The organism is Fusibacter sp. JL298sf-3 (assembly GCF_053842995.1).
Genome location: NZ_CM132608.1, coordinates 2,444,993 through 2,470,582, shown reverse-complemented (window position 1 = coordinate 2,470,582; position 25,590 = coordinate 2,444,993). Strand labels below are relative to the sequence as shown.

The window sequence follows — 25,590 nt, the reverse complement described above, 5'->3', positions numbered from 1 at the left end:
TAACAAATGTCCAGAGTTTTTTGAAACGTTGTTTCAAGATAATCTCGACGTTCTCCACGCAAGCCCCCTTCCTGTGGTATAATGGAGTCAAATAACCGCTAAACGCATCTTGCGAATCTGTACACAAGGAGCACACACATGTCCAATATCAATACCATGATCGACCGCACCGGTGAAGTGCTGGATTACCTTTACAAGGCCGACAAAGCTGTCGGCGTGAGCAAACTCTCTGCCGACCTCGACCTTCCGAAAGCCACTGTATTTAGAATTCTCACCACCCTCGAAAAGTGGGGTCTCGTGGACAAGGCCCCACAAACCGACAAATACCGTCTGGGCCTCGTGCTCATTAAATACGGCGCTAAAGTGGCTGCCGGCCTCTCAATGGTCTCTCTCGCCAAACCTGTCATCGACAACTTTTCAGAAGACATCGGCGAAAGCATCAGCTTGAGCATCGAGCACGCCGGCTATGCGCTCAACCTCTACAAGTCGTCCACGGGGAACTCTATCCTCGCTTCGCGTCTAATTCCCATCAGTGCGCTAAACTGCTCAGCCTCCGGCAAACTGTTCTTGAGCACCAAGTCCGATGCGGCGCTGGCCGACTTTTTCAGCAGCGAGCGTTGTGTCAAGCGAACGGAAAACGCCATCGTCGACTACAACACCTTTCTAACCGAAAGAGAGGCCATACTGACACGGCACATCGCCTACGACAACGAAGAATACGAGTACGGTCTCTACTGCATCGCCGCGCCTGTCCACCACCGCGGCAACACTGTCGCTGCGGTGAGCATCAGTGGCCCCAAGTCCAGATTGGCCCTCAAGGGCATGACCGACCTAGAAGGCAAAATTAAACTGGCGGCCAAAACCATCTCCGACTTAATCGACTACCTCGAGCCCGACAATTTGTTGTAGCTCTGTTGCCCCCTTAAACACGATGCGAACTTATGGAGGTCCTCTATGACGCTGACACAGATCACACCGCACAACTACGACGCTTTTGACGCCATGGTCTACCGGCGCATAAACGGGTGCGAAAAAAAAGAAACGACAAGCATCGCCCCTAGGGTTCTTAAAGAACTGGAAAATCCTAACCTCACGCTGTACGCCGCTGAAGCAGACGGCCAGATGGTCGGCTGGATTGCCTTAATCTATTTGCCAAAAGTGGGCAAATACGGCGGTCGCGGCTACCTCTATGTCGACGAACTCTGGGTACAGCCCGAATACAGAAGGCGCGGCATCGGCAGGGCACTTATGTCAAAAGCCGACGAATGCGCTGAACGAAGAGGTGCAAGGGGGCTCCGCCTGTATGCAAACCAAAGTGCAGAGCCGCTTTACAAAGCCTGCGGTTACGCATCGGAGGGCACCGCCATTTTCATGGAAAAAATGTGCCTATAGACACCGCACACGACAAAGAGAAAGGAGGCCACATGCCGCTAACCGTTCGAGAGGCCATGGCACTCAAAACCTTTGAGCACCTTCAGCTCGTCGCCGGTTCAAAGGGGCTGGACACCTCTATTGAACAGACGGCCATTCTGGATTATGAATTCTCAAGCGCCGTTTCAGAAGCGTACCCCCGCCAATTTACCGCTGGGGACTTTGTGCTCAGCAGCCTTTTTAACACCTGTCGCGATGAAGACGGTCTCCTGGAGACGGTACAAAAGCTCATCGACTTAAATGTCAGTGCCCTAGCCATTAAAACCGTCTTTGTGAAAACCTTGCCCAAAGCTGTTGTTCAACTGGCGGACGCCGAAGGCTTTCCCATCTTTTTGTTTGACAACAGCACTTATTTCGAAGCCATCATCGTCGAGCTCACCGACGCCCTCCGCACCCTGAGGCAGCTGGCGTACTTTGAAGCTCAAATTGAAACGCTGATGCACGGTTCGCTTTCTCCCGACGCACATCGCGATATCGTCTACACGCTGAACAGGCGCTTTCAAAGCCACGTCGTCGCCTTCTACGCCCGTTCGTCAAGCGATACTTTTGACCCGAGACGCTTGACTGGCGCTTACGCGCGAAGCAGTGACAAAGCGCCTTCCAGTGCGCTCTTCTGCTACAAAGGCGGCGTCCTCCTGCTGCTCTCAAAAAGCACAGACCGGTTCTCCGCCTATCGGCACGCCTTTGACGACGCCCTCATTCAAATGGGGCTCTCGCCGGATACGTTGTCCGTCGGCGCCAGTGGCGTCGTCGAAACCTTTCATGCCCTGTCCCTTGCCATTCGAGAAGCGGTGTGGGCGCAAATGGCCGCAAAAGGTGCCGCCACAGTCACCGCTTTCAAAGACATCGGCCTTTACAAGCTTCTGTTGCCCCATCGGGACTCGCTTTGGTTCGGCAGTTACCAAGCGCAGTACATGGCGCCGTTGCTGGCGCACGATGCTGAAAACGGCACGGAGTTGGTAAAAACGGCTCTTAAATACATTGAATCCGGTGGCGATTTAAAAGTGGCGGCGCAGAAACTGTATGTTCACGAAAACACAGTGCGCTATCGAATTAAAACCATACACGAGCGTCTGTGCCCCGAGGCCGGCGCGTGGACTTTTTATGAAGAGCTCTCCATTGCTATCCGCCTCTACGCCTTGATAGAACTGAACATTTGTCTGTAATTCAAACAAAAGCCGCTCGGTTTGTACCCGCTACAAACCCGCGGCTCTTTTTATGCCTTATACTGTCTATAGAACCGTTACCCCATAGAGAAAGGAGTTTTCGCATGCACATTACCCCTTTTGGCGTCGAGCGCTGGATGGATCTATACGAGACGCGCTGCACGTACAATTTGGCTGAAACCTGTGTAGATTCCCTCAGCCTAGCCGATTTAGAGAAATTGACCGGTACGGCCGGCGCACTGGACGAGGTGCTGAAAAACACCCGTCTCACCTACGGCGAAATCCCCGGCAAACAGGCGTTTCGAGAAGGTGTCGCTTCACTTTATCAAACGGTGTCGCCTGACGGCGTGCTCAGTACCAACGGTGCCATTGGCGCCAATCTCTTGGCATTATTGACTTTAATCGAACCCGGAGACGAATGCGTCGTCATTGTGCCCACCTACCAACAGCACACCAGCGTCCCAGAGAGCTTAGGCGCAGTGGTTAAAGCAGTCCCCTTGAGAAAAGATCAGGGGTTCATGCCGGACCTCGACGCGCTGAGAACCGCCGTTACACCAAAGACAAAAGTCATCTGCTTCAACAACCCGAACAACCCCACAGGCGCTTTGGCCGATCTCGCAACGCTAAACGCCGTCGTCGATATCGCCAGAACAAACGACGCTTGGGTGCTCTGCGATGAAGTCTACCGCCATTTAAATCACGACGAAACGTACCCACCGTCTATTGCCGACCTCTACGAAAAGGGCATCAGCACTGGGAGCATGTCCAAGGTCTTTTCTATGGCAGGGCTGCGACTGGGCTGGTTGGCGGCACCCAAGGCCTTCATTGAAAAGGCTTACGACATGCGCCACTACACCCTAATCAGCTGCGGCATACTGGACGAATGCATCGGCGCCTTTGCCCTTGAGCACAAGACGGCGTTGCTGAAGAGGAGCCATGCCATCATTGCTGAAAACCGACAGCTCTTAGACGAGTGGGTCGCCTCGGAACCCCATATCGAATATATACCGCCACAAGCGGGCACGACGGCACTGCTCTATTACGACATGCCCGTTGCTTCAACAGAACTCGCACACGACCTCATTGCCGTGGAGGGTGTTATGTTGACACCGGGCGACTGCTTTGACATGGGGCGGTGCCTGCGCATCGGCTACGCCTTCAACCCAAGTGAACTGAAGCGGGGATTGGCGGCGTTTAAACGCTACCTCAGACGATTTGATTCACTCTAAAGTCGCAGTACCTATCGTCGATACCCTTTAATTAAATACCATCTGTCTACAAGCGCCATCAAAAAAGAGCGCGTTGTCTTCGTCCGGTTATACGGAACCTAACAACGCGCTCTTTGCGTTTACTCACGACGCTTTATGTACACCTTCATATTTTTAGGACGTATTCACCAGCCGCCTTACAGCACTCGGAGTAACAAAAGTATGCCGCCATTGAGAATTAAATACCAAGAGATCGACTGCTTATTGACGAGAAAAGAGCTTACATAACGGGCAAACTTATTTTTGTCTCTAAGAAAGTTTAAGAGCCCCAATACGATAAAAAATACCCCTGCAACCAAAAAAACAGCTTTGTACGTTCCCAAAATCAAATAGGTTAAAAAAAGTATCACCAAAAAGACAGCGATTAATGGCAGCGCTTTAAAATTCATAGTTCGTCTCCTTTTGTTCACAGTTCTTATTAATTACAAAGAAAAAGCGTTCATTGTCATGGTGTTAGAATCTCATCTTTTCTAAAACACTCACATGGTCACCCTATTCATATAGACCGTCAACAGGTGCTACAAGACTCTATCAGCCCCCATCATTTTTTCAAGCCCCCAGCGCTCAACATCATCCATACAATGAGCGTCAATATAACAACCGATTTGCAGCTCAATCGACTAGATTGCTCGACCTCATTGCGCACACCGTACCGTGCTTATTATTCGGAATATCTATTCGTGTGACGCGGCCACTCCTGTCGTCGACATCTCTTTCAGCACTTTCGTCTGTAGCAAAAGTAGGTACAACTAAAGCAATCATGGTGAGAATTGTTAGTAAGAGTCTTTTAGAGGTTTTTAATGGGGTCATACACCTGCTCCTTGGAAAATAAAGTCTTTTGATGTTGTCTCTCCGATATTTCTAAGCACTTCAACAACGGCCCTTTAGCTTTTTTCTTCTACTCATTATAATAACGTACCAGACGCCGAAATCTTACACTTTAAATCGATATTTTTTGTATACTTATAAATTTTCTTACCAATTATCCCCCCTTCCAAAATTCGGCACATTTTGTTTGAACCCCATAAATTATAATGTTATAATTTTATTTGAAGGAAATAATTGTTTTTATCTGACAAGTAAGAGAAAGGGAGGGGTTGGCAACAACAGCTTTATAAAATGGGAAAGGAGGCGTGAAAGAACGGTCTTTCACCAACCAAAATGAAAAAAATACTTAGAATACTTGCACTGACAGTGCTCATCGCTATGGCCTCTGCAGCTTCATTTGCAGACCTAAAGCCTGCGGAAAACTTTGTTTACATCTTTAACGGCGACGTCATTGAATTTGAAAAAGCACCTAAGCTCGGCGGAGAATACGACGAATTATGGCTGCCTTACGAAGCGACACTTAAACTTTTCGGGGCAGAATTCAAGTCGACTTACGCCTTACTTGACGGCATTAAAATTTACTCAAACGGCAAAAACGTGCTGTCCAACGCAGAATACCGCTACACATTCCAAGAACCGTTTGAAAAGAGCGGCGGCCAAACGTATATGCACGCCATTACATTGCTCGAAGTTATCGGCTATGATGCCCACATCGATTACGCCAACAACACGCTCTATGTGGTTAAATTGGACCCGAAAAAAGCCCCCAAAAAGGTCGGCAAATACAAAATCGCCCCACCGAATACAAAGCCGACCTATACCATTTCCGGTAAATCCAATAAGCACAAGGACTTTGACGTTCTCTCCGGCTTTCCGGAGCAAGATGTTTACACCCTCTACGTGGCGTCGGATATTTTAGACAACCCGGATGCAACGTATTTTATTCAGCGTAAGAAACCGCTCTCTATGTCCGATAGAGGCCGAATCACTTACAACGGCATCTCCGCCACTGTCACACGTAAAGAAGCTTATAGCCATATCACCGACTTACTCGGCCGCGTCAACTGGTCAGTTATCGAAAAGAGTTTCGGTCAATTTGCCGTGGACTACTTTGACGATTTCGACATGAACCAACGTGCAGATGAATATGTCAGAGACTACATTAACGGCGCTTATAGACCGGATACCATCGACTTTAAAATTCACGACAAAGATTGGCTGACACTGAAAGAACTCGAAAAAAGCTACCACCTCACGTTGGATACCGGCGGCGGTTTTCGTCAGGAAACACCGGAACTCATCTGGTCTAAAGACGGCTTCACACTGGGCTACACCTACGAGTTACCGGGATACGCACAGTTTCAAAACGGCTATCTAGAATTTAATAAGGTACGCATGATTGCACAAGACGGCGTGCTCAGACTCTATCGACCGGATATTGAAACACATGTTATGCCTTTGTTGAACGCCTTCATCGAACCCGCTCTAAACCTTCAAAAACAATGGGTCGACGAAACAGAATTGTCGGAAGTATACGGTATGGCCATCTATGAAGGGGGCCTTGCAGGTCCTGCTAATATCGCCTCTGAGGATACTCACTACTGGGGATTCTCGTATGCTTTAGGCGACTTCGATCTCGATCGAGTCGGTGAGCAAACCGTCGACGGTTTGACGCTGAAAATTCTAAAAGACAAATCGATACACTTCGACAAAGCCTCTTTTATCAAAAAAGTGGCTGAGCCTTATGAAGCCTACAGAAACGAAACAGATAGCTTTTCCGAAACCTGGCTTTCCTCTTCAAAACTTGAAGAGATGCCGGGCATCGAGATAGAAAAAGAGTTTGTTCCTGAAAAAACAAAGGGGTCTTTTTACGAATTTACCATTGTGGCAAACGGTAAATCCTACCGCCTTGAAGGCCTTACAGATGCAAGACATTCCAAAACCGGCGAGCACGTGTTTGGAGGCATCCGCGTATACATCTTCAGCGAGCACGGCTACAGCTTGCACGTTGAAGACTTAAAGCGCCTAGGCATTATCGATTAAGCGTTTAAAAAAACCGCCAAAGCTTTCGGAGGCATGAAAGCTTTGAGCGGGTTTTTTTACGCTCTATCAGATGCGCTTCTCTGTTTCACAGTCGAAGAGATGACAAGCTTCGGCGTCAATTGTCACCGACAGGCGATCGCCCACGGAAACCGATTCGGTGGCACGTGTGGCCACAGCAACGGATTCGCCGGCTATTTTGCCTATGAAATTCATATCGGCCCCCAACATCTCCACCACTTCTACATCCATATCAAATGCGCCTGCCCCCAGCTGTATATTTTCAGGTCTAATCCCCAAGATGACCTGCTTGCCGATATAGCCGCCCTGATGAAGGCGCTCCCCCTGCAAAGGGGCGAGTGGCATTTGCCCGCCGGCAACACGAAGTGCAACGACATCGGTTCCCGTTGTCACCACGTCGGCACGCATAAAGTTCATCTGGGGCAACCCGATAAATCCGGCGACAAAGACATTGGCCGGCGTTTGGTAGAGGGCTTTAGGCGTGCCCACTTGCTGAACGACCCCTTCGCGCATTACCACAATCCGCGTCCCAAGCGTCATGGCTTCCACCTGATCGTGGGTGACGTAAATAAAAGTCGCGCCGAGCTTTTGATGGAGCTTTGAAATCTCCGCCCGCATCTGAACGCGTAGCTTGGCGTCCAAATTCGACAGGGGTTCGTCCATTAAAAAGACCTTGGGTTCCCTTACAAGCGCCCTGCCCATGGCCACCCGTTGGCGCTGTCCGCCGGAAAGGGCTTTGGGCTTTCGCGCGAGCAACGGCTCTATATCGAGGATTCTTGCGGCTTCGCGCACCTTTTCATCGATGAGCGCCTTCGGAACTTTTCGAATTTTAAGACCAAACGCCATATTGTCGTACACCGACATATGCGGGTACAGCGCGTAGTTTTGAAACACCATGGCGATGTCGCGGTCTTTCGGCGCCATGTGATTTACACAGACGCCGTCGATGGCGATTTCACCGGCGTCGATGTCTTCCAGACCGGCCACCAGCCTCAGCGTCGTCGATTTGCCACATCCCGACGGACCGACAAAGATGATAAACTCCCCAGCGTCTACGTCGAGGGTGAAACCGTCCACAGCGATTACCCCGCCTGCATACGTTTTTTTGACATTATTTAAAGCTAAAGTTGCCACGTTGCGCCTCCTTTACAGTTCAAAGACTTTGATGAGTTCACCCATGTGGTCGATGCCCACAGCGTCTTCAGTGGCTTCCACAAGCGCTTTGGTCAAACCGCTGTAGCTGTTTAACACCCCTGCAAAATGGGCCTTTGCCTTTTGAGCAAATGCCAAATCGCTGACGCTGTCGCCGACGATGAGCAGTTCGCCTTCTTCGAGGCCACAACACTGCCGAAAGCGCTCCGCCATGTCCACAGCGGGTTTGCCGCGAGTCAAGCCGTCGTCAGAGCCGAAATAGTCGAAAAACCGCACCACATCCGCTTTGCACAGCGAGTGCATCATCGACCGCTGAGTGTCGGCAGTGGCGACGCCGAGCTTGTACCCTCTGTCGTACAAGTAGTGAAGGGTTTCTAGAACGCCTGGGCGTATGGCCACAGGTGTGGACGCATCGAGACTGGCTTCGTCCACCCAGCGCATCAGCTGCCCTGCACACGCTTCGCAAGCGGCATCTGATTCCGGATACACCAGCTCTGCCCACGCCCTGACCAAAACGCGCGTGGGCAGGTGCTGTACATTGCTTTCCGTTGCAAAGCCCTGGGGCAAATACCCCGAGTAGGCTTTAATGCGCCGAAGGGTGTCTGTATCAGCCAGTCCCGTCGTCGCCATTTTATTGAAAACACGCCCCATAACCGCATGCCATGTTTTTTCAAATTCTATTAAGGTGCCGTCTTTATCAAACAATATTCCTTTAATCATACCGTCTTTTAAACTCCTCTAAATAATTGCCAAAGGTTTGGCGTTTACCGTGCTCGCCAACTGTATAAACCGGATTGACATAGACGAGCTCATGTCCCTCTCCATCGACAATCCCGAATCTCAGCCACATGTCCGCACCCCTAGATACCGCCGTCTCAAATCGGTACACATGTGTTTGATCTTCACACAGCGGCTCACTGGATACCACCTCGCCATTTAAAATGAACTGGCATTTTCCACGTGCCAATAGCGGCCAGAGCGGGACATCTGCAAAGAACGTCGGCCAGTTCAGCGTCACTGCATAGGTCAACAGCCGCCCTTCACCGGGGTCGAACTGTTCCCCTGGAAGCAGACCGCCGTCGATGTCCAGTGACAGAGAGACGAACCGCGCGACATACATATGCCCACTTAGAGCACTGGCCAAAAGTGCTTCCGGTTGCGCCGATGCGCTGTACACAGTCGTCGACGGATCGCCGTACACACTGGGGAGTTGTGCGCCCTCGTAGCGCGCCGTCGGTTTTTGATGGCAATCGCTCCCGCCGACGCCGAACAGTCTCAGCCCCTTTTGCCATAAAAAATCTAAAAAGGCCACCGCTCGGTCGTTGGCTTCCGGTGCCGATGGGTACGTCGGGTCGCAGATGACTTCAAGTGCGTCCACTAACGCCATGTCCAGCGCCTGTTCAGTACAATGCCAAGGCGCCATAAACGGATGGTTCACGGTGATAAAAGTCCCTTCACGGTATGTTCTCAAACACGCGTTCACAAGCGATGTACCGCCTTCTAGGAGCGCCTTAGGCATCGTCAATGGCTGCTTTTTAACACCGTGTATGTTGAAATGCCCCGTCGACAGCGTCAGTTCAAACGACGGGATGATGGGACACGGCGCTTCGAGGGGCTCTAGGCGCATGGCGTTGTGCTCAGTGAGCGCCATAAAATCCAGCCCCTGCACCCTCAGAGCGTCGGCCGCTTCTAAATCGTTCATCTCGCCATCTGAAAAAACCGTATGACCGTGGAAATCGCCTTTGTAGAACTGAAAAACAGCCGGTTTAATCGGTGGTGCCACAGGCGGTGCCTTCTTAAGAAAATGCGGCGGCAGCGCTGCGACCATTGCGTCGCCTGCGCCGTCTACGGCATATGTCAAAACCGCAGACACCGGTTCAAAGCGCTGGACAACCACTCGAAATTTGCCGCCGGACAGCGGCCGACAGGCGCCGTTGAGACTCCATTGAGACGCCCCCAGCACCAGAGCCGGCGGCAAATTGGTAGGCATCGTATGAATCCCTCCCAAATAAACGCCTTCCGGACTGTAGACCCACAAGTACACAAGGGTATCCGCGGCGATGGACAGCTTGAGCACCAGTCGGTCCATCGGCACGCCTGGGCTTCCGATCTCAAGCACCGTCGTCTCTTGATCTAGTGTTACCTGCATCGGTTTCATACGCCCTCCTCTCTAGGGATTGAGTTTGTTCTGTGCTTTAGCAGCTGCTGCATCCAGCGCCTCTTGAGCCGGCATATTTTCAATTTCAACTTTATCTACCGCTTCACTGAGCGCCTCTAAAATCGCACCGCCAGTGGGATCGATAAAACTCGGTACCGCGTATTGGTCAATTTGCTTAAGTGCCCTATCGGCATCGGGATTAGCGCCTAGATACGCTTGATACGCAGGTAACTCTAAAACCGATTTTCGCACGGCAACATACCCCGTCGCCATGGAAAACGCCGCCGTATTAGCGGTGTTGGTGGCGTACGTCACGAAGTCCGCCGCGCCCTTTTTCTGCGCTTCAGTCAAGTTGTCGCTCTTCGGAATAAAATACATCAAGCTTGAAAAACTCGGCGCCGGTGCATTGTCGCCCCACCCCGGCTGACACGCGACGGCAAATTGGTTAATATGCCCTTCTGCCACCGCCTTTTTTACCGCTTCAAGAGCAATGGCGTAATCTCCCGGACTGCCGGTATACCCCACTGACTTGCCGTAGACCCAATCGTCCATCGTCTTGTACCAGTATTCCCAACCCTGTCCGCCGGAGTGAATGGCCATAGAGCTGTCCTCGTGAAGCCAAACGCGCACTTGCTCCAGGACCTCCACCCACTCGGGGCTATTGATTAACACCGTCTTGCCGTCATCTGACAGGAACTTTGCGCCGTTGCTCTGCGCCATGTCGATAATGTTGCCAGAACCCCACATGGGCTCCCAAACGTACTTCACTGCGTTAACACCGGTGTCGATGCCCTTGACTTTCGGGTACATGGCCGCCAAGCTGTCCCAGCTTTCAAGCGCCGTATCGTCGAGGCCTGCCGCCTCTAAAATCGCCTTGTTGTAATAGAGCACTTGCGAGGTGCCGTAAGCCGGTGCAAACACGAGTTCTCCTTCTTTTTCACCTGCTTTTAAAAAGCCCCCGACGAGATCGGCCTTGTCGTATGTGTCCGGCATGTAGCGCTCAAACGGCTCTACGAGTCCCTTTTGATAAAACATTTCCTGAGAACCGCCTACTACAAGTGCCGGAACATTCTTTGCCGCATACGCCGCCTGAAGCTTTTCGTCGATTTCTGAGTAGCTTCCCACCACTACGGGCTTTACCACATACTGCGACTGTCCGCTGTTGTACGCCTCAATAATGGCCTGCATCCCGTCGCCGAGACTGCCACCAAGCGCGTGCCAAAACGGAATTTCAATCGGTTCCGCCGTCGAATCGACACCCCCTGTTGCCCCACTGGGCGCACACCCCGCCAAAACCGAAACCATCACTAACAAAACACTCATCCATAACATCAATTTTTTCATTTAATTATCCTTTCTTATTTTAAACCGCTGTCTTGGGCAATGCCCGTTAGAAACCACTTTTGAGCGATGATAAAGAGGACGACCACCGGCAAGATGGCGAGAGTGCTCGCCAGCATCACCTCAGACCAGTTCATGCCGTAGGCCCCTTCTTGTATAAAGAACTGTCTAAGTCCTTGAGACACTAGGTACTTCTCCGGGTCGTTCAACATAATGCTCGGCCACATGTAATTGTTGTACTGTTGTATAAACGTCAGTACAAACACGGTGAAAAAAGCCGACCGGTTCATGGGAAAAATCACGTGCCATAATGTCTTCAGATGACCGGCACCGTCAATGCGCGCCGCTTCCACATACGACCGGCTGGTCTTCATAAACGACTGCCTCAGGTAGAAGAGCGCAAAGATGTTCGCCAGATAGCTGAACATTAGCCCTGTAAGGGTATCAATTAAACCGATGCGACTTAAAATCACATATGAAGGCACATAAGTCACGGCGCCGGGCAACATGTACAGCCCCATAATGACGGCAAATAGGCCGCGGGTCCAACGCGTGGGCATAAAGACCACAGCATACGCAAACAGCGTGGTGACGGCAAGCATGACCAAGGTACCCACTACGCCGATAAAAAAGCTGTTGAACACATACCGACCAAAGTGAATTTCCGACGCCGTCTTTAGAACCGCACCGATGTCAAACTGTGCCGGTAAAAGCTTGTAAGGCGTCTGCCAAATCTCGTTGTTGGTCTTAAAAGCCCCCATGACCATCCACACAAACGGAAAGGCGAAGACCACTGCCGCAGGCAATAGAAAAAAGTGTTTGGCGACCACTGCCGCTTTGTTTTTCATAAGAGGCCTCCTATTCGTAGTGAACGTATTTTCGACTGATGGCCGTGCTGACAATTGAAAGCCCCAGTATCAACAGAAGTATGACCATGGCCACCGCACTTGCCGCACCCATTTGAAAATTCTGAAAAGCCTTCTCGTAGTAAAAGTAAAGCAGCGTCTTCGTGCTGCCGCCGGGGCCGCCTTGCGTCATAATCTGAATCTGATCGTAAACCTGTATCGCCGAAATTAGGTTGACAATAAACAGAAAGTACGTCGTGGGTGAAATCAACGGAAGTGTAATGTGGAAAAAGCGCGACCCGTACCCTGCACCGTCTATGCGCGCCGCCTCGTAGGCACTTTTAGGGACGCGTTCCAGAGCCCCCAAATAAAACAACATCGTCCACCCGATGGACTTCCAAACGGTGAAAATGACAATGGCGAGCATGGCCGTTTCACTGCTCTGAAGCCATTTGGAAGCGGGCAGCCCCAAAAGATTCAGCAAGTAGTTGGCAAACCCCTTTTCCGGGTCGTAGAGCCACGACCACACCATAGACACCGCCACCGTCGGCGTAATCCACGGTGAGAAAATCACCATCTGGTAAAATCGGCTACCGGTAAACTTGCGCTGAAAAAGCAGTGCAAACAGCAATCCCAAGACAAGCGTGCCGGCGATGGTGCCGGCGCTGAAGACAAAGGTGTTCCAAACCGCTTTTGAAAAATCGGGGTCTCGAAACAAGCCGATGTAGTTGTCCAGCCCGACGATGTTAAAGTCTGAGGAAATGTAGTCCCAGTCTGTGAAGCTGATGCACAGCGCACTGACCAGCGGTACAATCCAAAAGAGCAACAACGGTATGCCGAACGGCAACACAAAGCCCCAGTGCATTTTGACTTTTTTCATGTTTCACTCCTAGCGTTTTAAGTCCCTATCTGTTGTCGATTTGAGCATACCACCGAAACATGCAAAAAAAATAAAGACCGCGTTAAGCTGTGTAAAGATTTACCGCTTTTCTTGGTCTCTCTGTCAATTCTTTGTTATTTTATTTGGCTTTACAAAGTTTACGCCTTGTAATAGACGACATTTTTTTGCTTTAATTGCGCTTCCGCCGATGGGTCTAACACGCAATCGGTCACCAAATAGTGCACCTTTTCCCACTGAAACGTGCTGTATGGGCGCACCTGATGAAACTTTGAACTGTCTGCCATTAAGACGACGCGCTTTGCGCGCTTGGCGGCGCCAACGGCGACGCGATGTGCCACTTCATCGCGGTTACTGCCCCCTGCCTCGAGGTCCACGCTGTCGCAAGAAGCCAATACGGCATCGAAGTTGTACGCCTCAATCGCCGCATCAAACACCACCCCATAAGTGGTGTGAATGGCAAGGTCCACAGCACCACCGATAAAGACCAATCGGTGTCCGGCTTCTTCAAACGCCTCTGCGCCGCCCTCCAGCACATACGACAGCAAAATGGCCACAGAGGGCGTCACCACTGTCAAATGCCGCCTGCGACTTAAGTACCGCATCAGGCAGGCCGTCGTCGAACCGCCGTCGAGGTAAATACAGTCGTGATCGGAAATGAGATCCACTGCCCGATGAGCAATCTGTTTTTTCACCTCCATGTGCTCGGCGCTCTGCCTTTGATAGAAATAGGTCATCGTCGCTTCTTCGTGTGCCCTAACTTTAAGGCCGCCGTGAACACGCTCGTACCCGTAGACTTTTGCAATGTGGTCGAAATCCGTTCGAACCGTTTCTTTGGTCACCTTAAACCGCGCGGCAACCGTCCCTGTAAACACCTCCCCTTCGGTTTCCAGCAACCGGATAATGTCTCTGTGCCGCCGTTTAACTTTCTGTGTCATCGCCATGAACACGCCTCCCTTCGCCTTAAAGCCTTTACTACGCTATCTTAACAATCGAGCGGCCTCCGTTCAAAGGGGCCTCTGTTAATTTGACGTTAAAGCTTTGAAAAGGAAAAAGTGATTTTTAGGGGGGCTTTTACGCCATGCGAAAGCCCCCCCTTACACGCGATAAAAAGTTCTCGACAGCATAAAGATAGTCGAGAACTTTTTACGCAGTGACTCAACACAATCAGTCATCGCTTCTTTAGCTACAAACGACGGCGTCGTCTATCCCCTTCTGAGCACTTAACAGGTTCGCATCGATACACATCTAGACGTCTGTGTTTTAAAAGGGGCAGAGATTTTCGTACCGACTGTACCTGACTCAAATCTAGATCGGCCACGAGAACACCCTCTTCTGCTCCCAGTTGTTCAACCGTTTCGCCCCAGGGTGACACCACTATAGAATGCCCCCAAGAAACATAGGAAGCCTGTTCTCGACGCGCAGGCGCCACACCTATGGTATAGACTTGATTATCTAAAGCGCGGGTTCTAAATAAAATTTCCCAATGTGAGGGTCCTGTCGTCATGTTAAAAGCCGCTGGAATCACCAAAATTTCAGCACCGGCATCCACCATTAAGCGCGCCAACTCTGGAAACCTAAAGTCATAGCAAATGGCAAGGCCAACTTTGCCAAAAGGTGTTTGAAAAACAGTCGGCTCAACACCGGCCGACAAAACTTCTGATTCTTTAAAATGCTGTCCACCTGTCACAGAAACATCAAACAGATGTATTTTTCTATGCTTGGCAACTTCCTTGCCCATGGGATCAAAGACATAAGAAGTGTTGTATAAGTGTCCATCGGCACTTTCAGGTACAGAGCCTCCTACTAAAAAAATCCCATAGGTTTTAGCGAGGTTCGATAAAGCCTTCCAAACCTCTCCCTCTTCTTTCTGTGCAAAATTTGCAAAGAGTTCAATATCATAAGGGCAAACAAACATTTCGGGCAACACAAGCATATCGATATTTTCTGCCTTCAGAGTTTCCAGCACTCTAGAAACAGTATCTAGATTTAACTTTAAATCTTGCTCAATAAGCATTTGAAAAGCTGCAACACGCATTGAAATCTCCTTTACTGAACATTGCCTCTACAAGCAATGACTGCTTCTCCTACAACTAAGCCTTTACGAACCAAGTGCACTTTGTCATAGAGGTTCACTACCGGACAGATGTGATTGGGAATGATTTCAACTTTATCACCGATCTGAACGCTTTTTGAAAAAGCCGCCTGTTCAACAATGGCGTGCTCGTCAAACATGCGATGAATAGTCGTTTCGCCATAACCCTTCAGCGTCCCCATTCCCCGCGTCTTCAAAAGGCCTATAGAGCGTACTTGTTGCGTCAGACCTTTTGCGCCTACATCCAGTACAACCCTCGACTCAGTAGGTTTGCTTATTACCGACGCCAAGACAGTGGCAGCACAGCGACTTTCGTCTCCAAGCGCATGTGCTTGTGAACTGTCCATAAAAATATATGTTCCCGGCCGTATTTCTGTAATCCCCTGTAGAATAGGCCACTGGCGAATAAGTGTCGGTGTCGAACCAATACTAACTACTTGGAGTTGAAAACCTTGAGATTTAGCTATAGCGGCAAAATAAAGTGTTTTTTCCTGACTGTCAAAGTGTATCTTACGGAGTTCATCTATAGTTTCAGCCTCGTAAGAGTGCCCATCGTGAGAGAACACACCTTTTAAGCAAACATTTTTAGTCTGTTTAATCGCCGCCAATAGTTCTAGGAAAGCTTCTTCTTCAACAACGCCTGAGCGTTCTTCGCCGACCTCGATTTCAATAAGGATTTGCGCGGGCTTTCTAGAGTATTTAAACGCTTGATCAATTTTTTTGATATGGTCTACGCAATCGACGCCAAAGGACAACTCAATACGCTTATTTAATTGTTTAAGACATTCTAACTGGCTGCTACCCACAATTTCATTGGCTATAAAAATGTCCTTGACCCCGTGACGCGCCATACTTTCTGCTTCACTAACTTTTGCAACGGCCACCCCTGACGCGCCTAAAGCAATTTGTTTTTGCGCAAAAAAAGGCATTTTATGTGTCTTAGCATGAGGCCTCAGTTGGACCCCTTGTTCTTGCGCGTACCTTTGCATATGCTCACAGTTTTCCAAGACCTTGTCTATGTCCACCAGTAAAGTAGGTGTTGTCAATTCAGAAATCTTCATTCTAAGCCCCCCCTTCTACAGCGATTGCCTCAATTTCTATAAGAGCGCCACCATAGAGAGTCGTCGTCGGTACAATGGTTCTCACAGGGCGGTGTTTTCCGAAAAAAGCAGCGTAAACTCTATTTATGCAGTCCCAGTTCGATACATTCGGTGTATAGAGGCGACATTGAATCACCGCTTCTTTACACGATCCGGCTGATTTGAGGACACGTTCTAAATTTTGCAGGGCTTGAAGTGTTTGTTCTTCAACCCCACCGTCAACGTTAACGCCTGTTGTCGGGTCAATTGGCAACTGTCCAGAAGTGTAAATAAGCCCATTGTGTGCTAAGACCGGCACATAGTGTGCCTCATTTTTGTTTGACATAAAAACCTCCTAAAAAATCAAATACGGCTCTGCTTCTATTTATTCACAACTCTTTATTATGCAAATATGATGCCAATAGCGCCTACCTTACTCAACCCACTGACAAAAGAGTCTTGAACCCATTGGTGAATTGATGTAAACTGACGATAACCACATAAATATAGGGAGTATCCCATTTACAAACGGGATTATTCCCGTTAATTAAGGAGTGCCTATGAAACCCACCATCAGCATCATTACCCAGTACGCTTGGAGCAGTACTTTTTTAGTCAAACAACTTGAGCATATCTTTGGAGAGCTTTTTACCATAACCTGCCACGCTTCTGACACCGTCCCAATACACCCTCTATACAACGCAGACTTGATCTTGCTGCACGAACCCTCTGCCCTCATTGAAATGCAGCCTTATATTCGGTGCAAAGCCCCACTGCTTCTTATGCGGCGAACCATTTCCGCAGACGCTTGTGAAAAGCTTAAAACCATTCCTCCTGGCACCAAAACAGCTGTTGTGAACATCAACAGCTACATGGCTCACGAAACCATGACAAACATTTATCAGCTCGGTATCAATACCCTTGAACTTTTGCCGTGGGCACCTGATATGAAAACATCTTTCCCTGACGTCTCATGGGTGATAACCCACCGAAAATATGATTTTCTTCCGTCACTAGATGTGCCTATGACGATTATTGGAAGTCGAATCATCACAGCCGATGTAATCATGGATATTTTAAGCTATTTTAATATGGATATGAAGACCATTGATTGTGTATTTTCAAACTACCTCCCCATGGTCCCAAATTTTCTCAAAGGGGTGCAAACCCTTTTAGAAAACAACAAATTTCTCTCTCTACAATGGCGTTTACTCTACGACAAATTGGAACACGCAGTGGCTGTTCTATCAGAGGACCAACGCATTACGTCCTACAACACGCACTTCAGCAAGTTGATACCACCCCCATCTCGTCAGCCTCTCCACCTAGAAGACCTCTGCGAAGCCGTCCCAGAAATATCTATTTTAAAGGCACCTGGCGAAATACACGAACAAGTTGTACAGTTAAACAACCACACTTATATCGTCAACACTCGCTTTTTAGATCCCGATACCCCGCGGCTCGGAAAAGTTGTTTTCATGGAAAAATACAATCACATAGCCGCTGCTCACCACCGCGTTCACAAACAATTGACAGGTGATGGTCTTATTGGAAAATATGATTTTCAGGATATTATCGGAACTTCAAAATCACTCCTAACTGCAAAAAAACTGGCAACTAAGTTTGCGAAGTCTCAACTCCCCGTATTGTTATATGGCGAAAGTGGTACGGGAAAAGAACTTTTTGCCAGCGCTATCCACAACACATCTACACGGCAAAATGGCCCTTTTGTGGCAGTAAACTGTGCTGGAGTTCCCGACACCCTTATAGAATCAGAGTTTTTCGGTTATGAAGGTGCTGCTTTTACAGGCGCTAAAAAAACAGGCGCAATGGGCCTGTTTGAAAAAGCGCACAACGGCACCTTGTTTCTAGATGAGATTTCGGAGCTGCCCTACCCACTTCAAGGGAAGTTGCTTAGAGCCATACAAGAAAAAGAAATAAGAAGAGTTGGGAGTACCCAAATGATTTCTGTAGATGTCCGAGTTATTGCCGCATCAAATAGAAACCTCAAAGATATGACAGAAAATGGAACATTTCGAACAGATCTGTTTTTTAGACTGAACGTTTTATCCTTAACATTGCCGCCGCTTCGAAAACGCAAGAATGACATCCAACTGCTATGTCAGCACTTCATGGCCCCTCACAACTTAGAAGCCACCTCCGATTTTTACAAGTTCGCCAGCGCTTATACTTGGCCTGGAAATGTTCGCGAACTACAGAACATCATCGAGTACTTGAGCGTTATAGACGATACGGCCCTATCTGTGGAAAGCTTGCCCGATTATATTGAACGGCCGGCATTCATGCGCCCATTGGATGACACAGAGATTAAAATGGCTATTCTCAGAACCCTCTCCACGAGGCAAAAATCGGGACACAGCACAGGGCGCCGCAGTTTAACAGAGCACCTAAATAAAACCACGTGCACTATCTCAGAAGCCGAAGTAAGAAAACACTTAAAGAACTTAAGCGAAATGGGCTACATTCTTTTACAACAAGGCCGAAGAGGCACCGTACTCACCTCTAAAGGCGATGCGTACTTAACCACTTATTGTTCAAAGTAAAAACCCCTTTAGAGTATACGATACGAGCAAATTTATTCTCTCATAGGGATCATTTAGACAGACATCTGCAATTTCTTCAATTCTCTCTATTCGATATTTAACGGTATTTCGGTGAATAAATAGATCCTTTCCAGTAAGAACCGCATTTTGATCATTTAACAAATACGTGTACAGGGTCAAGTAGAACTCTGTGCCATTTACATCATCATACGCTTTGAGTTTTTCTAAAGAAGGATGGGTATAGCAATAGGTATCCCCTCCTTTTTCTTCGAAATCAAGCGCCAAAGCCAAATAGCTAATTTGCTTGTACCGCAAGCAACTCGACTTGAGCTTGTATCGCTTTTTTGATAAAACCGTTTGCTTGGCTTGCCTATAATACGCCGACGCTCTTGTTAAATCGACAAACTCATCGCTTATACCAATGACGATGTTGTTCAACTCAGCAAAATCATTAATTTCATTAAGGCGATCGCTGTCTAACCAATGGTCATAGTCGTACAGAAGCACAATATAGTTTTCATAGTAAATATGTCGACGGTAAAAGAGATGATTAATGCTCTCCGCTAAAAAATCGTTCTTTTTTGTCCCAACTTTAAAATCCGTCAAGTCAAAACAAATGACCACATACTTGCTTTTTAGAAATTCATTGTGAATTTTAATTTTCTCATCTAAAACCTCTTGGCTGCTAATGCGTTTGTCTAGAAGATCCATTAAGAAATTTTCATGTTCTATATACAACATATTTTTATGGCTTAACAGCGCCTTGAAACACGCCCCACTTAAACCAGCAATTTCATACAACATGTTTTTATCCGATTCTGATAAACCTTTGTTCTGTAGAAGAACTAAAATATACCCCACCAACTTGCCCTCTAAAAAAACTTTTGAAGCGTATCTGTCGTAGGGACTTTTGTAACATTTGAGCGGAAATGGTACAGAATTGTTTTTCGAATTTTTCATATCGTCCATAGTGCGGACGTAAGCAATAAACTCATAGGAACAGTACCCGCGCTGGACATTGAGCTTCCACACCGCGTCTTCAATTCTGTCCCTATTGGAGTGGGCAATCACTCTAAAACTGCTGTCTACAATAATAACAGGGTTGTTGAACAAATGCTCTCCGTGGTCTGCCAACTGTTGAAGAGACGTGTACTGTTTAAAAGCAGACAAAGTCATAGCGTCAGTAAACACTTCATTTATAAGATTAGAGACTTCGTACAGTTTGCTCTTGCCTTTCACAACAAGCACATTAATACCTGGATATTTCCAGTCTTCAAAGTCGACGTACGCTTCAACAAAAAACACAAAGTTGCCTGTTAATTCTGTTGCAGACAATGTGCTTAACAGTTCCAAATCACCTATATACAAATGGTCTTCAAAAAACTCTTTTTGCCCTTCTAAAAGAAACTTAATCTTATTAATTTCCGTGTTCGACACATGAATAAACGCCTTATACTCGAGATTCCCTTCTATTTTCTGTGCCAATTCACGCATGGTCACACCCATATTGCACCTCCGTTTATACATTCATTATAGTGCACTGTGCACAAATTTCAACGTTATTTTCTATTTTTTAAACATAGTCCTGCACAGTGATTTCGTGTTATCTTTTTAACAAATAAAAAAGAAAGGTGACGTTTATGAAAAACTCAAAATTATTTTCTACAGGCACTATTGGCCAACTTGAGCTTAAAAACAGAATTGTTATGCCTGCGATTGGTACTTCTTTAGCGACCTCAACTGGGGAAGCTTCAGACGAAATTATTCGTTATTATCAAGAGAGGGCTAAAGGCGGTTGTGGTTTAATTATTACTGAAATCACTAGAGTTGATGACGAATATGGCGTTGGAACCTCTAACCAACTTTGTGCCACAGAAGCTTATCAAATTCCCAGACTTGAAAAACTTGTTAAAGCGGTGCACCGTTACGATTCAAAAATTTTCTTCCAACTTCACCATCCTGGCCGTCAATCACATGGCCGCTTAATTGGAGGCAAGCAAATTGTAGCGCCTAGCGCGGTGATGAGCAACGTCATTGGCGAGATGCCTAGGGCTTTAGAAACTTCTGAAGTTGAAGAACTGGTTAAAAAATTTGTTAAAGGCGCTAAAATTGTTCAGATTGCAGGTGCTGACGGTATTGAGCTGCACGGTGCTCACGGCTACCTTATCAATCAATTTTTAAGCCCGCTAACAAACCTTAGAACGGATAAATACGGCGGTTCCTTTGCAAACAGAATGCGCTTTATTACAGAAATCATCACCGGCATCCGCCATATTTGCGGTAAGGGCTTTCCTATATCTGTCCGTATTGACGGCGATGAATACCTCGATGGTGGCATTAAGTTAGATGAAGCCGTTAAAATTGCACGCTATCTTGAAAGTGTAGGCGTTGATGCCATTAACGTAAGCTCTGGGACCTACGATTCCATGCTGACAATCATCGAACCCATTTCTTATCCAGAAGGTTGGAAAAGACACTTGGCAAAATCGATTAAGTCAGCCATTAAAATTCCTGTAATCGCTTGTGATGTTATACGCACACCACAGGTGGCGGAAGACATTCTCAAAGAAGATAACCTTGACTTTGTCGCATTGGGAAGAGCACAACTCGCCGATTCAGAATGGTCTAACAAGGCCCTTGAAAACAAACATGAAGAAATTCGACCATGTGTTTCTTGTTTGTATTGTATAGAAGAGCTCATGTCCGGAAAACGATTAAAATGCGCCGTGAACCCCAAAATGGGTCGAGAAAAAGAGTTCGATTGCATGAAAAGAGATGGCGATGGCAGAGTAGTCGCAGTAATCGGTGGCGGTCCCGCTGGTATGCAAAGCGCTATTACTTTAGCTGAACGCGGCTTCAAAACGACTTTATTTGAAAAGAACGACGTTTTAGGGGGCTCCGTTTATTTAGGCAGCAAACCGCCATTAAAAACAAAATTAACCAAATTCTTATTGCATTTAGAAGCTGAAATGAAACGCCTAGGTGTTGATGTTCGCATGGGTACTGAAGCCAGCGTCGATGTCGTCAAGGCACTTCAACCGTATGCCGTGTTTGTGGCACAAGGTGCTGAACCTAACATTCCGCCAATCCCAGGCGTACAAGGTAAAAATGTTTGCACGATTGAAGACGTCTTAGCTGAACGCGTACAAATCAGTTCTAGCAAAGTTGTAGTCGTCGGTAGTGGCCTAACTGGACTTGAAACCGCTGAATACCTTGCCGAAAAAGGGAACGACGTCACAGTGATTGAAATGCAAAATGAAATTGCTAAGGAGGCTTATAAAGCCAATGTTGTAGACGTTACAATGCGCTTAAAACAGCACAATGTCAATTTAATTCCGAGAAAGCGCTTAATGGGCATTACCGCTGAAGGTGTAAATCTTATGGATACGTTTTCTAATGCACCTGAGTTTATGGAAGCAGAAACCGTTGTGTTGTCACTAGGTGTAAAAGTTAACAGAACCGCCGTTAATGAATTCAAAGAAGCCTTTGACCGCGTATTCGTATTAGGCGATGCTGTAAGACCTGGTAGAATTGGTCAAGCTGTTGAAACGGGTATGGAAAAAGCATTTATTCTATAAAGGAGCACATCATGAAAGCATTTGAAAACAAAGTCGCGGTTATTACTGGCGCAGCCAATGGCATTGGACATGCTTTAGCGAAAGAAGCCGCTAAAAGAAAAATGAAACTCGTTATTACCGACATAGATGAAACCAATCTACAGAAATTAGCTGATACTCTGATAGCAGAAGGTACTGAAGTGCTCTCACTCGTTTCAGATGCCACAGAATATGACCAAGTAGAAGATGTCGCAAAGAAGACTATTGAGCGTTTTGGTCAAGTCGACCTTTTGGTCAACAACGCAGGTGTTGTGGTTGAAGGGAAGATATGGGAAATTCCTGTTAACGATATGGACTATATTACGCAATCTAACTTATACAGTGTGATGTACGGCTTAAAAGCTTTTATTCCAATTATGCTTGAGCAAGATACTGAATGTCATATCGTCAATGTTGCCAGCGTTGCCGGCTTAGTAAGTTCTCCAACAATGCCAACTTACCATATGACTAAGTTCGGAAATGTGGGTTTAAGTGAGTCCGTGAGCTATCAGCTTCAATCCATTAAAAGTAAAATTAAAATGTCCGTCTATTGCCCGGGATTTATTCAAACAGATCTTCACAACTGTGACTCTCGAAGAACTGGCAAGTTTGCCTTAAACGACGACCCTTACTACAAGAGCCCTGAATATGCAGCCGGACAAAAATACGGTAAATTCGTAATTGAGACCGGTCTTCCCATTGACTCAGTGGGGATGAGTGTCTTCCAAGGCATTGAAGATGAAAACTTTTATATCTTGACACACCCTAATTACACCCCACTAATCGGATTGCGTGTAAAAAATGTATTAGATGGACACAATCCAGATATAGCCTTGTTTAAGCAACAATAGGTTTTTCAACCAAAACAGACAACCCTTCTCTTATGAAGCTTAGTTGTCTGTTTTTTGTTGCCATTTAAAGCTATTTTTTCCTCGTCCAACTATAAGGACGTACTTGACGACGTCTCTCCTCTGTGATACTATTTAGAGACCAATTAGTCTCTAAAGGAGGAATGCCATTTGAAAGCAGCTTTTTTTAAAACCGATGCCACACGCCAAAGGCGGCTATTGGAAGCCGCCACCGCCGAGTTCTCCGCGCATACATTTGAAGAGGCCTCTATTAACCGCATCATTCAAACCGCCGACATTTCAAAAGGCGGCTTATTCAAGTACATCGACAAAAAGGAGACGCTGTACCTCTACGTCATCGAGTGTGCGCTGAAACAATTTGTCGACTACCAGTTCACCCACGCGTCGCTGAATACCCACTGCTACATCGACAGGGTATGGGCACTGGCAGAGAGCAGTATCGGTTTCCGGCGCTCGGCGCCGGAAGTGTACCAACTGATTTTAAAAGTGTCCTTCGATTTCGGAACGCCATGTGCCGCCGAAATTCACGCGCTAAGGCAAACGGTGCTCGGCAGCTATGAGAAGACGCTGGTCGAAGGCGTCGACTGGTCTCAATACACGGCGTCAAAAGAAGCTGTAATCGCTCATGTATCGCTGATACTCAACGGCTTTAATGCCATGGCCCTTCAGATGATGGCACGACAAGACGCTCTGGAAACCTGTGTTGAGACGGTCTTAAAACCGCATCTGACCCTTGTAAAAACAGGTCTTTTGAAAGGCGGTGTCCTATGAACTACACCTGTACGGGCAATCCCGACGGCCCTCTCGTCATCGCCATCAACGGCGCCGGCACCGGTCCGTGGCTGTGGACAGAAGTGTCAGAAGCCCTCAGCGCCTACAAATGGGTGACCTTCGATCTCCCGGGACACGGCGCCAACTCAGAACTCGACTTCACCACCATTGAAGCCACCGCCTCAGAAGTTCTCAAAATTCTCGCTGCAGAGAGCCCTGACGGCAGAGGCGCCGTCGTAGGCTTATCCATCGGGGCACAAATCGCCGCCTACCTCTACGCCCATCACAGAGCGGTTATTACCCACGCCGTGCTGATCAGCTGCCTCAACCGTCGATCGGAATTCACGGCAAAATGGGTCGGTATCGCCGCCGCACTGGCGATGCCTCTGGCGCGCTACAGATGGTTTGCCAAAGCTCAGAGCAAAACGCTCCGAATCACTGACGACCTATTTGAAGCGTACTTCAAAACGTCGCTTTCCATTAGCCGAACCACACTTGAAAATTTATTGAGGGCCAATCAACTGTTTGAACTCACACCGCCGCTTCCCGAGGGATCGGGCATCGTCATCGTCGTGGGTGAAGATGAACACCGAATGCTCTTAAACTCCGCTCGAAAGCTGGCGCAAGGCTTTAAGTGCCGTGGCATTATCCAGTTCAAAGGCTGTGGCCATGGGATCCCCTATGAAAACCCAACCGCCCTTACTGAGCTTCTGTCACAGGTTTTTAAAAATGCGCCCCTGGAGACGACTTCGGCGTATACGTGGGTGCCCACCTCATAAAAAAAGCTTCTCTCGTCTCATGGTTGACAGAGAAGCTTTTCAATCGCCTATACGTTTAAAACGCCGGATTTAGACAGTTCCGGCACGGTACAGCGCGTCTGGTCAAAGCAACAAGGCCGGCGATCGCCTTTTTTAAGCTTATCGCACATGACCCCGATGCGCTTGGTTCGAGTGGCCTGCACTTTGGTCGAGCGCACCCATCTCAGCCAAGACCACTGCGCCTTTGTCGTTAAGGTCTGCCAAACGGCCATAAGCGCTTCGGCCTCTAAAGCGGACAGGATATCGCTTGGCATCGACGGCGCCGGCCACACCGCCACATCAGCCACCATTACAGTCACCATCCCGCCTTCTGAAACACTTGCGACACCTGACATCTCCGGCGGCACTTCAAACCAGTGACTGCCTCTGCCATCGGGTTCTAGTGGCACTTCAAACACCCGGCCCTCCATAGTTACTTCTGCCATAACCATGCCCCGGGACGGCAACTTGGCGCTGACGGCTTCAGGCAGTACGACAATGGTACGCCCTTCGACGACGGCGGGCACCGCTTTAAATGCTTTGTTCATACCCGTCCTCCTTTCTCCCCTTTTCTTATTCTTACCCCACGCCATCTGAAAACAGCCGCCGGGCACTCAATTTTTGAATAAAACTTCAAAAATGTGCTATCATTAAAATAACGCACGACGTGA

At 48.0% G+C, this 25,590-nt stretch carries 24 protein-coding genes; 10 read left to right on the top strand and 14 right to left on the bottom strand.

Translation table 11 applies throughout. The features are described 5' to 3' along the window. Positions 1–138 precede the first annotated feature (138 nt). The 4 genes from ACR6HW_RS11670 to ACR6HW_RS11655 all read left to right on the top strand — a co-directional run bounded on the left by ACR6HW_RS11670 (position 139) and on the right by ACR6HW_RS11655 (position 3,826). The gene (locus ACR6HW_RS11670; RefSeq protein ID WP_455727905.1) at positions 139–909 is read left to right on the top strand and encodes an IclR family transcriptional regulator; all 771 of its coding nucleotides are present in this window, start codon (positions 139–141) and stop codon (positions 907–909) included. Between the two features lie 45 nt (positions 910–954). Further along, the gene (locus tag ACR6HW_RS11665; protein WP_455727904.1) at positions 955–1,392 is read left to right on the top strand and encodes a GNAT family N-acetyltransferase; all 438 of its coding nucleotides are present in this window, start codon (positions 955–957) and stop codon (positions 1,390–1,392) included. A gap of 32 nt (positions 1,393–1,424) precedes the next feature. Continuing rightward, positions 1,425–2,597 (top strand): PucR family transcriptional regulator, encoded by a 1,173-nt coding sequence (locus tag ACR6HW_RS11660; protein ID WP_455727903.1) that lies wholly within the window; start codon positions 1,425–1,427, stop codon positions 2,595–2,597. A 104-nt stretch (positions 2,598–2,701) separates the two neighbouring features. Continuing rightward, positions 2,702–3,826 carry an aminotransferase gene (locus ACR6HW_RS11655; RefSeq protein ID WP_455727902.1) on the top strand — a complete coding sequence of 375 codons (1,125 nt, stop codon included), beginning with the start codon at positions 2,702–2,704 and terminating at the stop codon, positions 3,824–3,826. 176 nt (positions 3,827–4,002) lie between these two features. Here the strand turns inward: ACR6HW_RS11655 and ACR6HW_RS11650 are convergent, their stop codons facing one another. After that, a complete protein-coding gene (locus tag ACR6HW_RS11650; protein ID WP_455727901.1) occupies positions 4,003–4,254 on the bottom strand; it encodes a hypothetical protein in 252 nt (83 codons plus the stop codon). 223 nt (positions 4,255–4,477) lie between these two features. Beyond that, complete coding sequence (locus tag ACR6HW_RS11645; protein ID WP_455727900.1) at positions 4,478–4,627, bottom strand: hypothetical protein; 150 nt, start codon at positions 4,625–4,627, stop codon at positions 4,478–4,480. A 399-nt stretch (positions 4,628–5,026) separates the two neighbouring features. Here ACR6HW_RS11645 and ACR6HW_RS11640 point away from each other — a divergent pair, with 399 nt between their 5' ends. After that, positions 5,027–6,736: a hypothetical protein gene (locus ACR6HW_RS11640; RefSeq protein ID WP_455727899.1), complete on the top strand. Its 1,710-nt coding sequence runs from the start codon at positions 5,027–5,029 to the stop codon at positions 6,734–6,736. A gap of 66 nt (positions 6,737–6,802) precedes the next feature. Here ACR6HW_RS11640 and ACR6HW_RS11635 read toward each other — a convergent pair whose 3' ends face one another. From ACR6HW_RS11635 to ACR6HW_RS11590, 10 genes are all read right to left on the bottom strand, one after another. Further along, entirely contained in the window at positions 6,803–7,888 is a 1,086-nt protein-coding gene (locus ACR6HW_RS11635; RefSeq protein ID WP_455727898.1) for an ABC transporter ATP-binding protein, read from the bottom strand. A 12-nt stretch (positions 7,889–7,900) separates the two neighbouring features. Then, a complete protein-coding gene (locus ACR6HW_RS11630) occupies positions 7,901–8,626 on the bottom strand; it encodes an HAD family hydrolase (protein WP_455727897.1) in 726 nt (241 codons plus the stop codon). Beyond that, positions 8,619–10,064, bottom strand: coding sequence for a CehA/McbA family metallohydrolase (locus ACR6HW_RS11625; RefSeq protein WP_455727896.1), 1,446 nt, complete (start codon positions 10,062–10,064; stop codon positions 8,619–8,621). Before ACR6HW_RS11625 ends, ACR6HW_RS11630 begins: the two co-directional genes overlap by 8 nt. 12 nt (positions 10,065–10,076) lie before the next feature. Further along, the gene (locus ACR6HW_RS11620; protein WP_455727895.1) at positions 10,077–11,408 is read right to left on the bottom strand and encodes an extracellular solute-binding protein; all 1,332 of its coding nucleotides are present in this window, start codon (positions 11,406–11,408) and stop codon (positions 10,077–10,079) included. 14 nt (positions 11,409–11,422) lie between these two features. Further along, entirely contained in the window at positions 11,423–12,253 is an 831-nt protein-coding gene (locus ACR6HW_RS11615; protein WP_455727894.1) for a carbohydrate ABC transporter permease, read from the bottom strand. A 10-nt stretch (positions 12,254–12,263) separates the two neighbouring features. Beyond that, on the bottom strand, positions 12,264–13,130 hold the full coding sequence (locus tag ACR6HW_RS11610; protein ID WP_455727893.1) for a carbohydrate ABC transporter permease: 867 nt from the start codon (positions 13,128–13,130) through the stop codon (positions 12,264–12,266). Positions 13,131–13,288: 158 nt separating this feature from the next. After that, positions 13,289–14,092 (bottom strand): DeoR/GlpR family DNA-binding transcription regulator, encoded by an 804-nt coding sequence (locus ACR6HW_RS11605; RefSeq protein WP_455727892.1) that lies wholly within the window; start codon positions 14,090–14,092, stop codon positions 13,289–13,291. 242 nt (positions 14,093–14,334) lie between these two features. Continuing rightward, positions 14,335–15,186 carry a carbon-nitrogen hydrolase family protein gene (locus ACR6HW_RS11600; RefSeq protein ID WP_455727891.1) on the bottom strand — a complete coding sequence of 284 codons (852 nt, stop codon included), beginning with the start codon at positions 15,184–15,186 and terminating at the stop codon, positions 14,335–14,337. An 11-nt stretch (positions 15,187–15,197) separates the two neighbouring features. Continuing rightward, complete coding sequence (locus ACR6HW_RS11595) at positions 15,198–16,304, bottom strand: alanine racemase (RefSeq protein ID WP_455727890.1); 1,107 nt, start codon at positions 16,302–16,304, stop codon at positions 15,198–15,200. Position 16,305: 1 nt separating this feature from the next. Beyond that, the gene (locus ACR6HW_RS11590) at positions 16,306–16,668 is read right to left on the bottom strand and encodes a RidA family protein (RefSeq protein WP_455727889.1); all 363 of its coding nucleotides are present in this window, start codon (positions 16,666–16,668) and stop codon (positions 16,306–16,308) included. Positions 16,669–16,882: 214 nt separating this feature from the next. On the opposite strand from ACR6HW_RS11590, the gene ACR6HW_RS11585 reads away from it, so the two are divergent. Further along, complete coding sequence (locus ACR6HW_RS11585; protein ID WP_455727888.1) at positions 16,883–18,886, top strand: sigma 54-interacting transcriptional regulator; 2,004 nt, start codon at positions 16,883–16,885, stop codon at positions 18,884–18,886. Here the strand turns inward: ACR6HW_RS11585 and ACR6HW_RS11580 are convergent. Then, positions 18,878–20,392, bottom strand: a complete 1,515-nt coding sequence (locus ACR6HW_RS11580) for a PucR family transcriptional regulator (RefSeq protein ID WP_455727887.1) — start codon at positions 20,390–20,392, stop codon at positions 18,878–18,880. The genes ACR6HW_RS11585 and ACR6HW_RS11580 overlap by 9 nt on opposite strands. A gap of 134 nt (positions 20,393–20,526) precedes the next feature. On the opposite strand from ACR6HW_RS11580, the gene ACR6HW_RS11575 reads away from it, so the two are divergent. The 4 genes from ACR6HW_RS11575 to ACR6HW_RS11560 all read left to right on the top strand — a co-directional run bounded on the left by ACR6HW_RS11575 (position 20,527) and on the right by ACR6HW_RS11560 (position 24,901). Next, a complete protein-coding gene (locus ACR6HW_RS11575; RefSeq protein ID WP_455727886.1) occupies positions 20,527–22,464 on the top strand; it encodes an FAD-dependent oxidoreductase in 1,938 nt (645 codons plus the stop codon). A gap of 11 nt (positions 22,465–22,475) precedes the next feature. Next, positions 22,476–23,333 carry an SDR family NAD(P)-dependent oxidoreductase gene (locus ACR6HW_RS11570; protein WP_455727885.1) on the top strand — a complete coding sequence of 286 codons (858 nt, stop codon included), beginning with the start codon at positions 22,476–22,478 and terminating at the stop codon, positions 23,331–23,333. A gap of 168 nt (positions 23,334–23,501) precedes the next feature. Further along, complete coding sequence (locus ACR6HW_RS11565; protein WP_455727884.1) at positions 23,502–24,122, top strand: TetR/AcrR family transcriptional regulator; 621 nt, start codon at positions 23,502–23,504, stop codon at positions 24,120–24,122. Beyond that, on the top strand, positions 24,119–24,901 hold the full coding sequence (locus ACR6HW_RS11560; protein WP_455727883.1) for an alpha/beta fold hydrolase: 783 nt from the start codon (positions 24,119–24,121) through the stop codon (positions 24,899–24,901). The genes ACR6HW_RS11565 and ACR6HW_RS11560 overlap by 4 nt, the downstream gene beginning before the upstream one ends. Positions 24,902–24,948: 47 nt before the next feature. Here the strand turns inward: ACR6HW_RS11560 and ACR6HW_RS11555 are convergent, their stop codons facing one another. Further along, entirely contained in the window at positions 24,949–25,467 is a 519-nt protein-coding gene (locus tag ACR6HW_RS11555; RefSeq protein WP_455727882.1) for a YdeI/OmpD-associated family protein, read from the bottom strand. Positions 25,468–25,590: the final 123 nt, after the last annotated feature.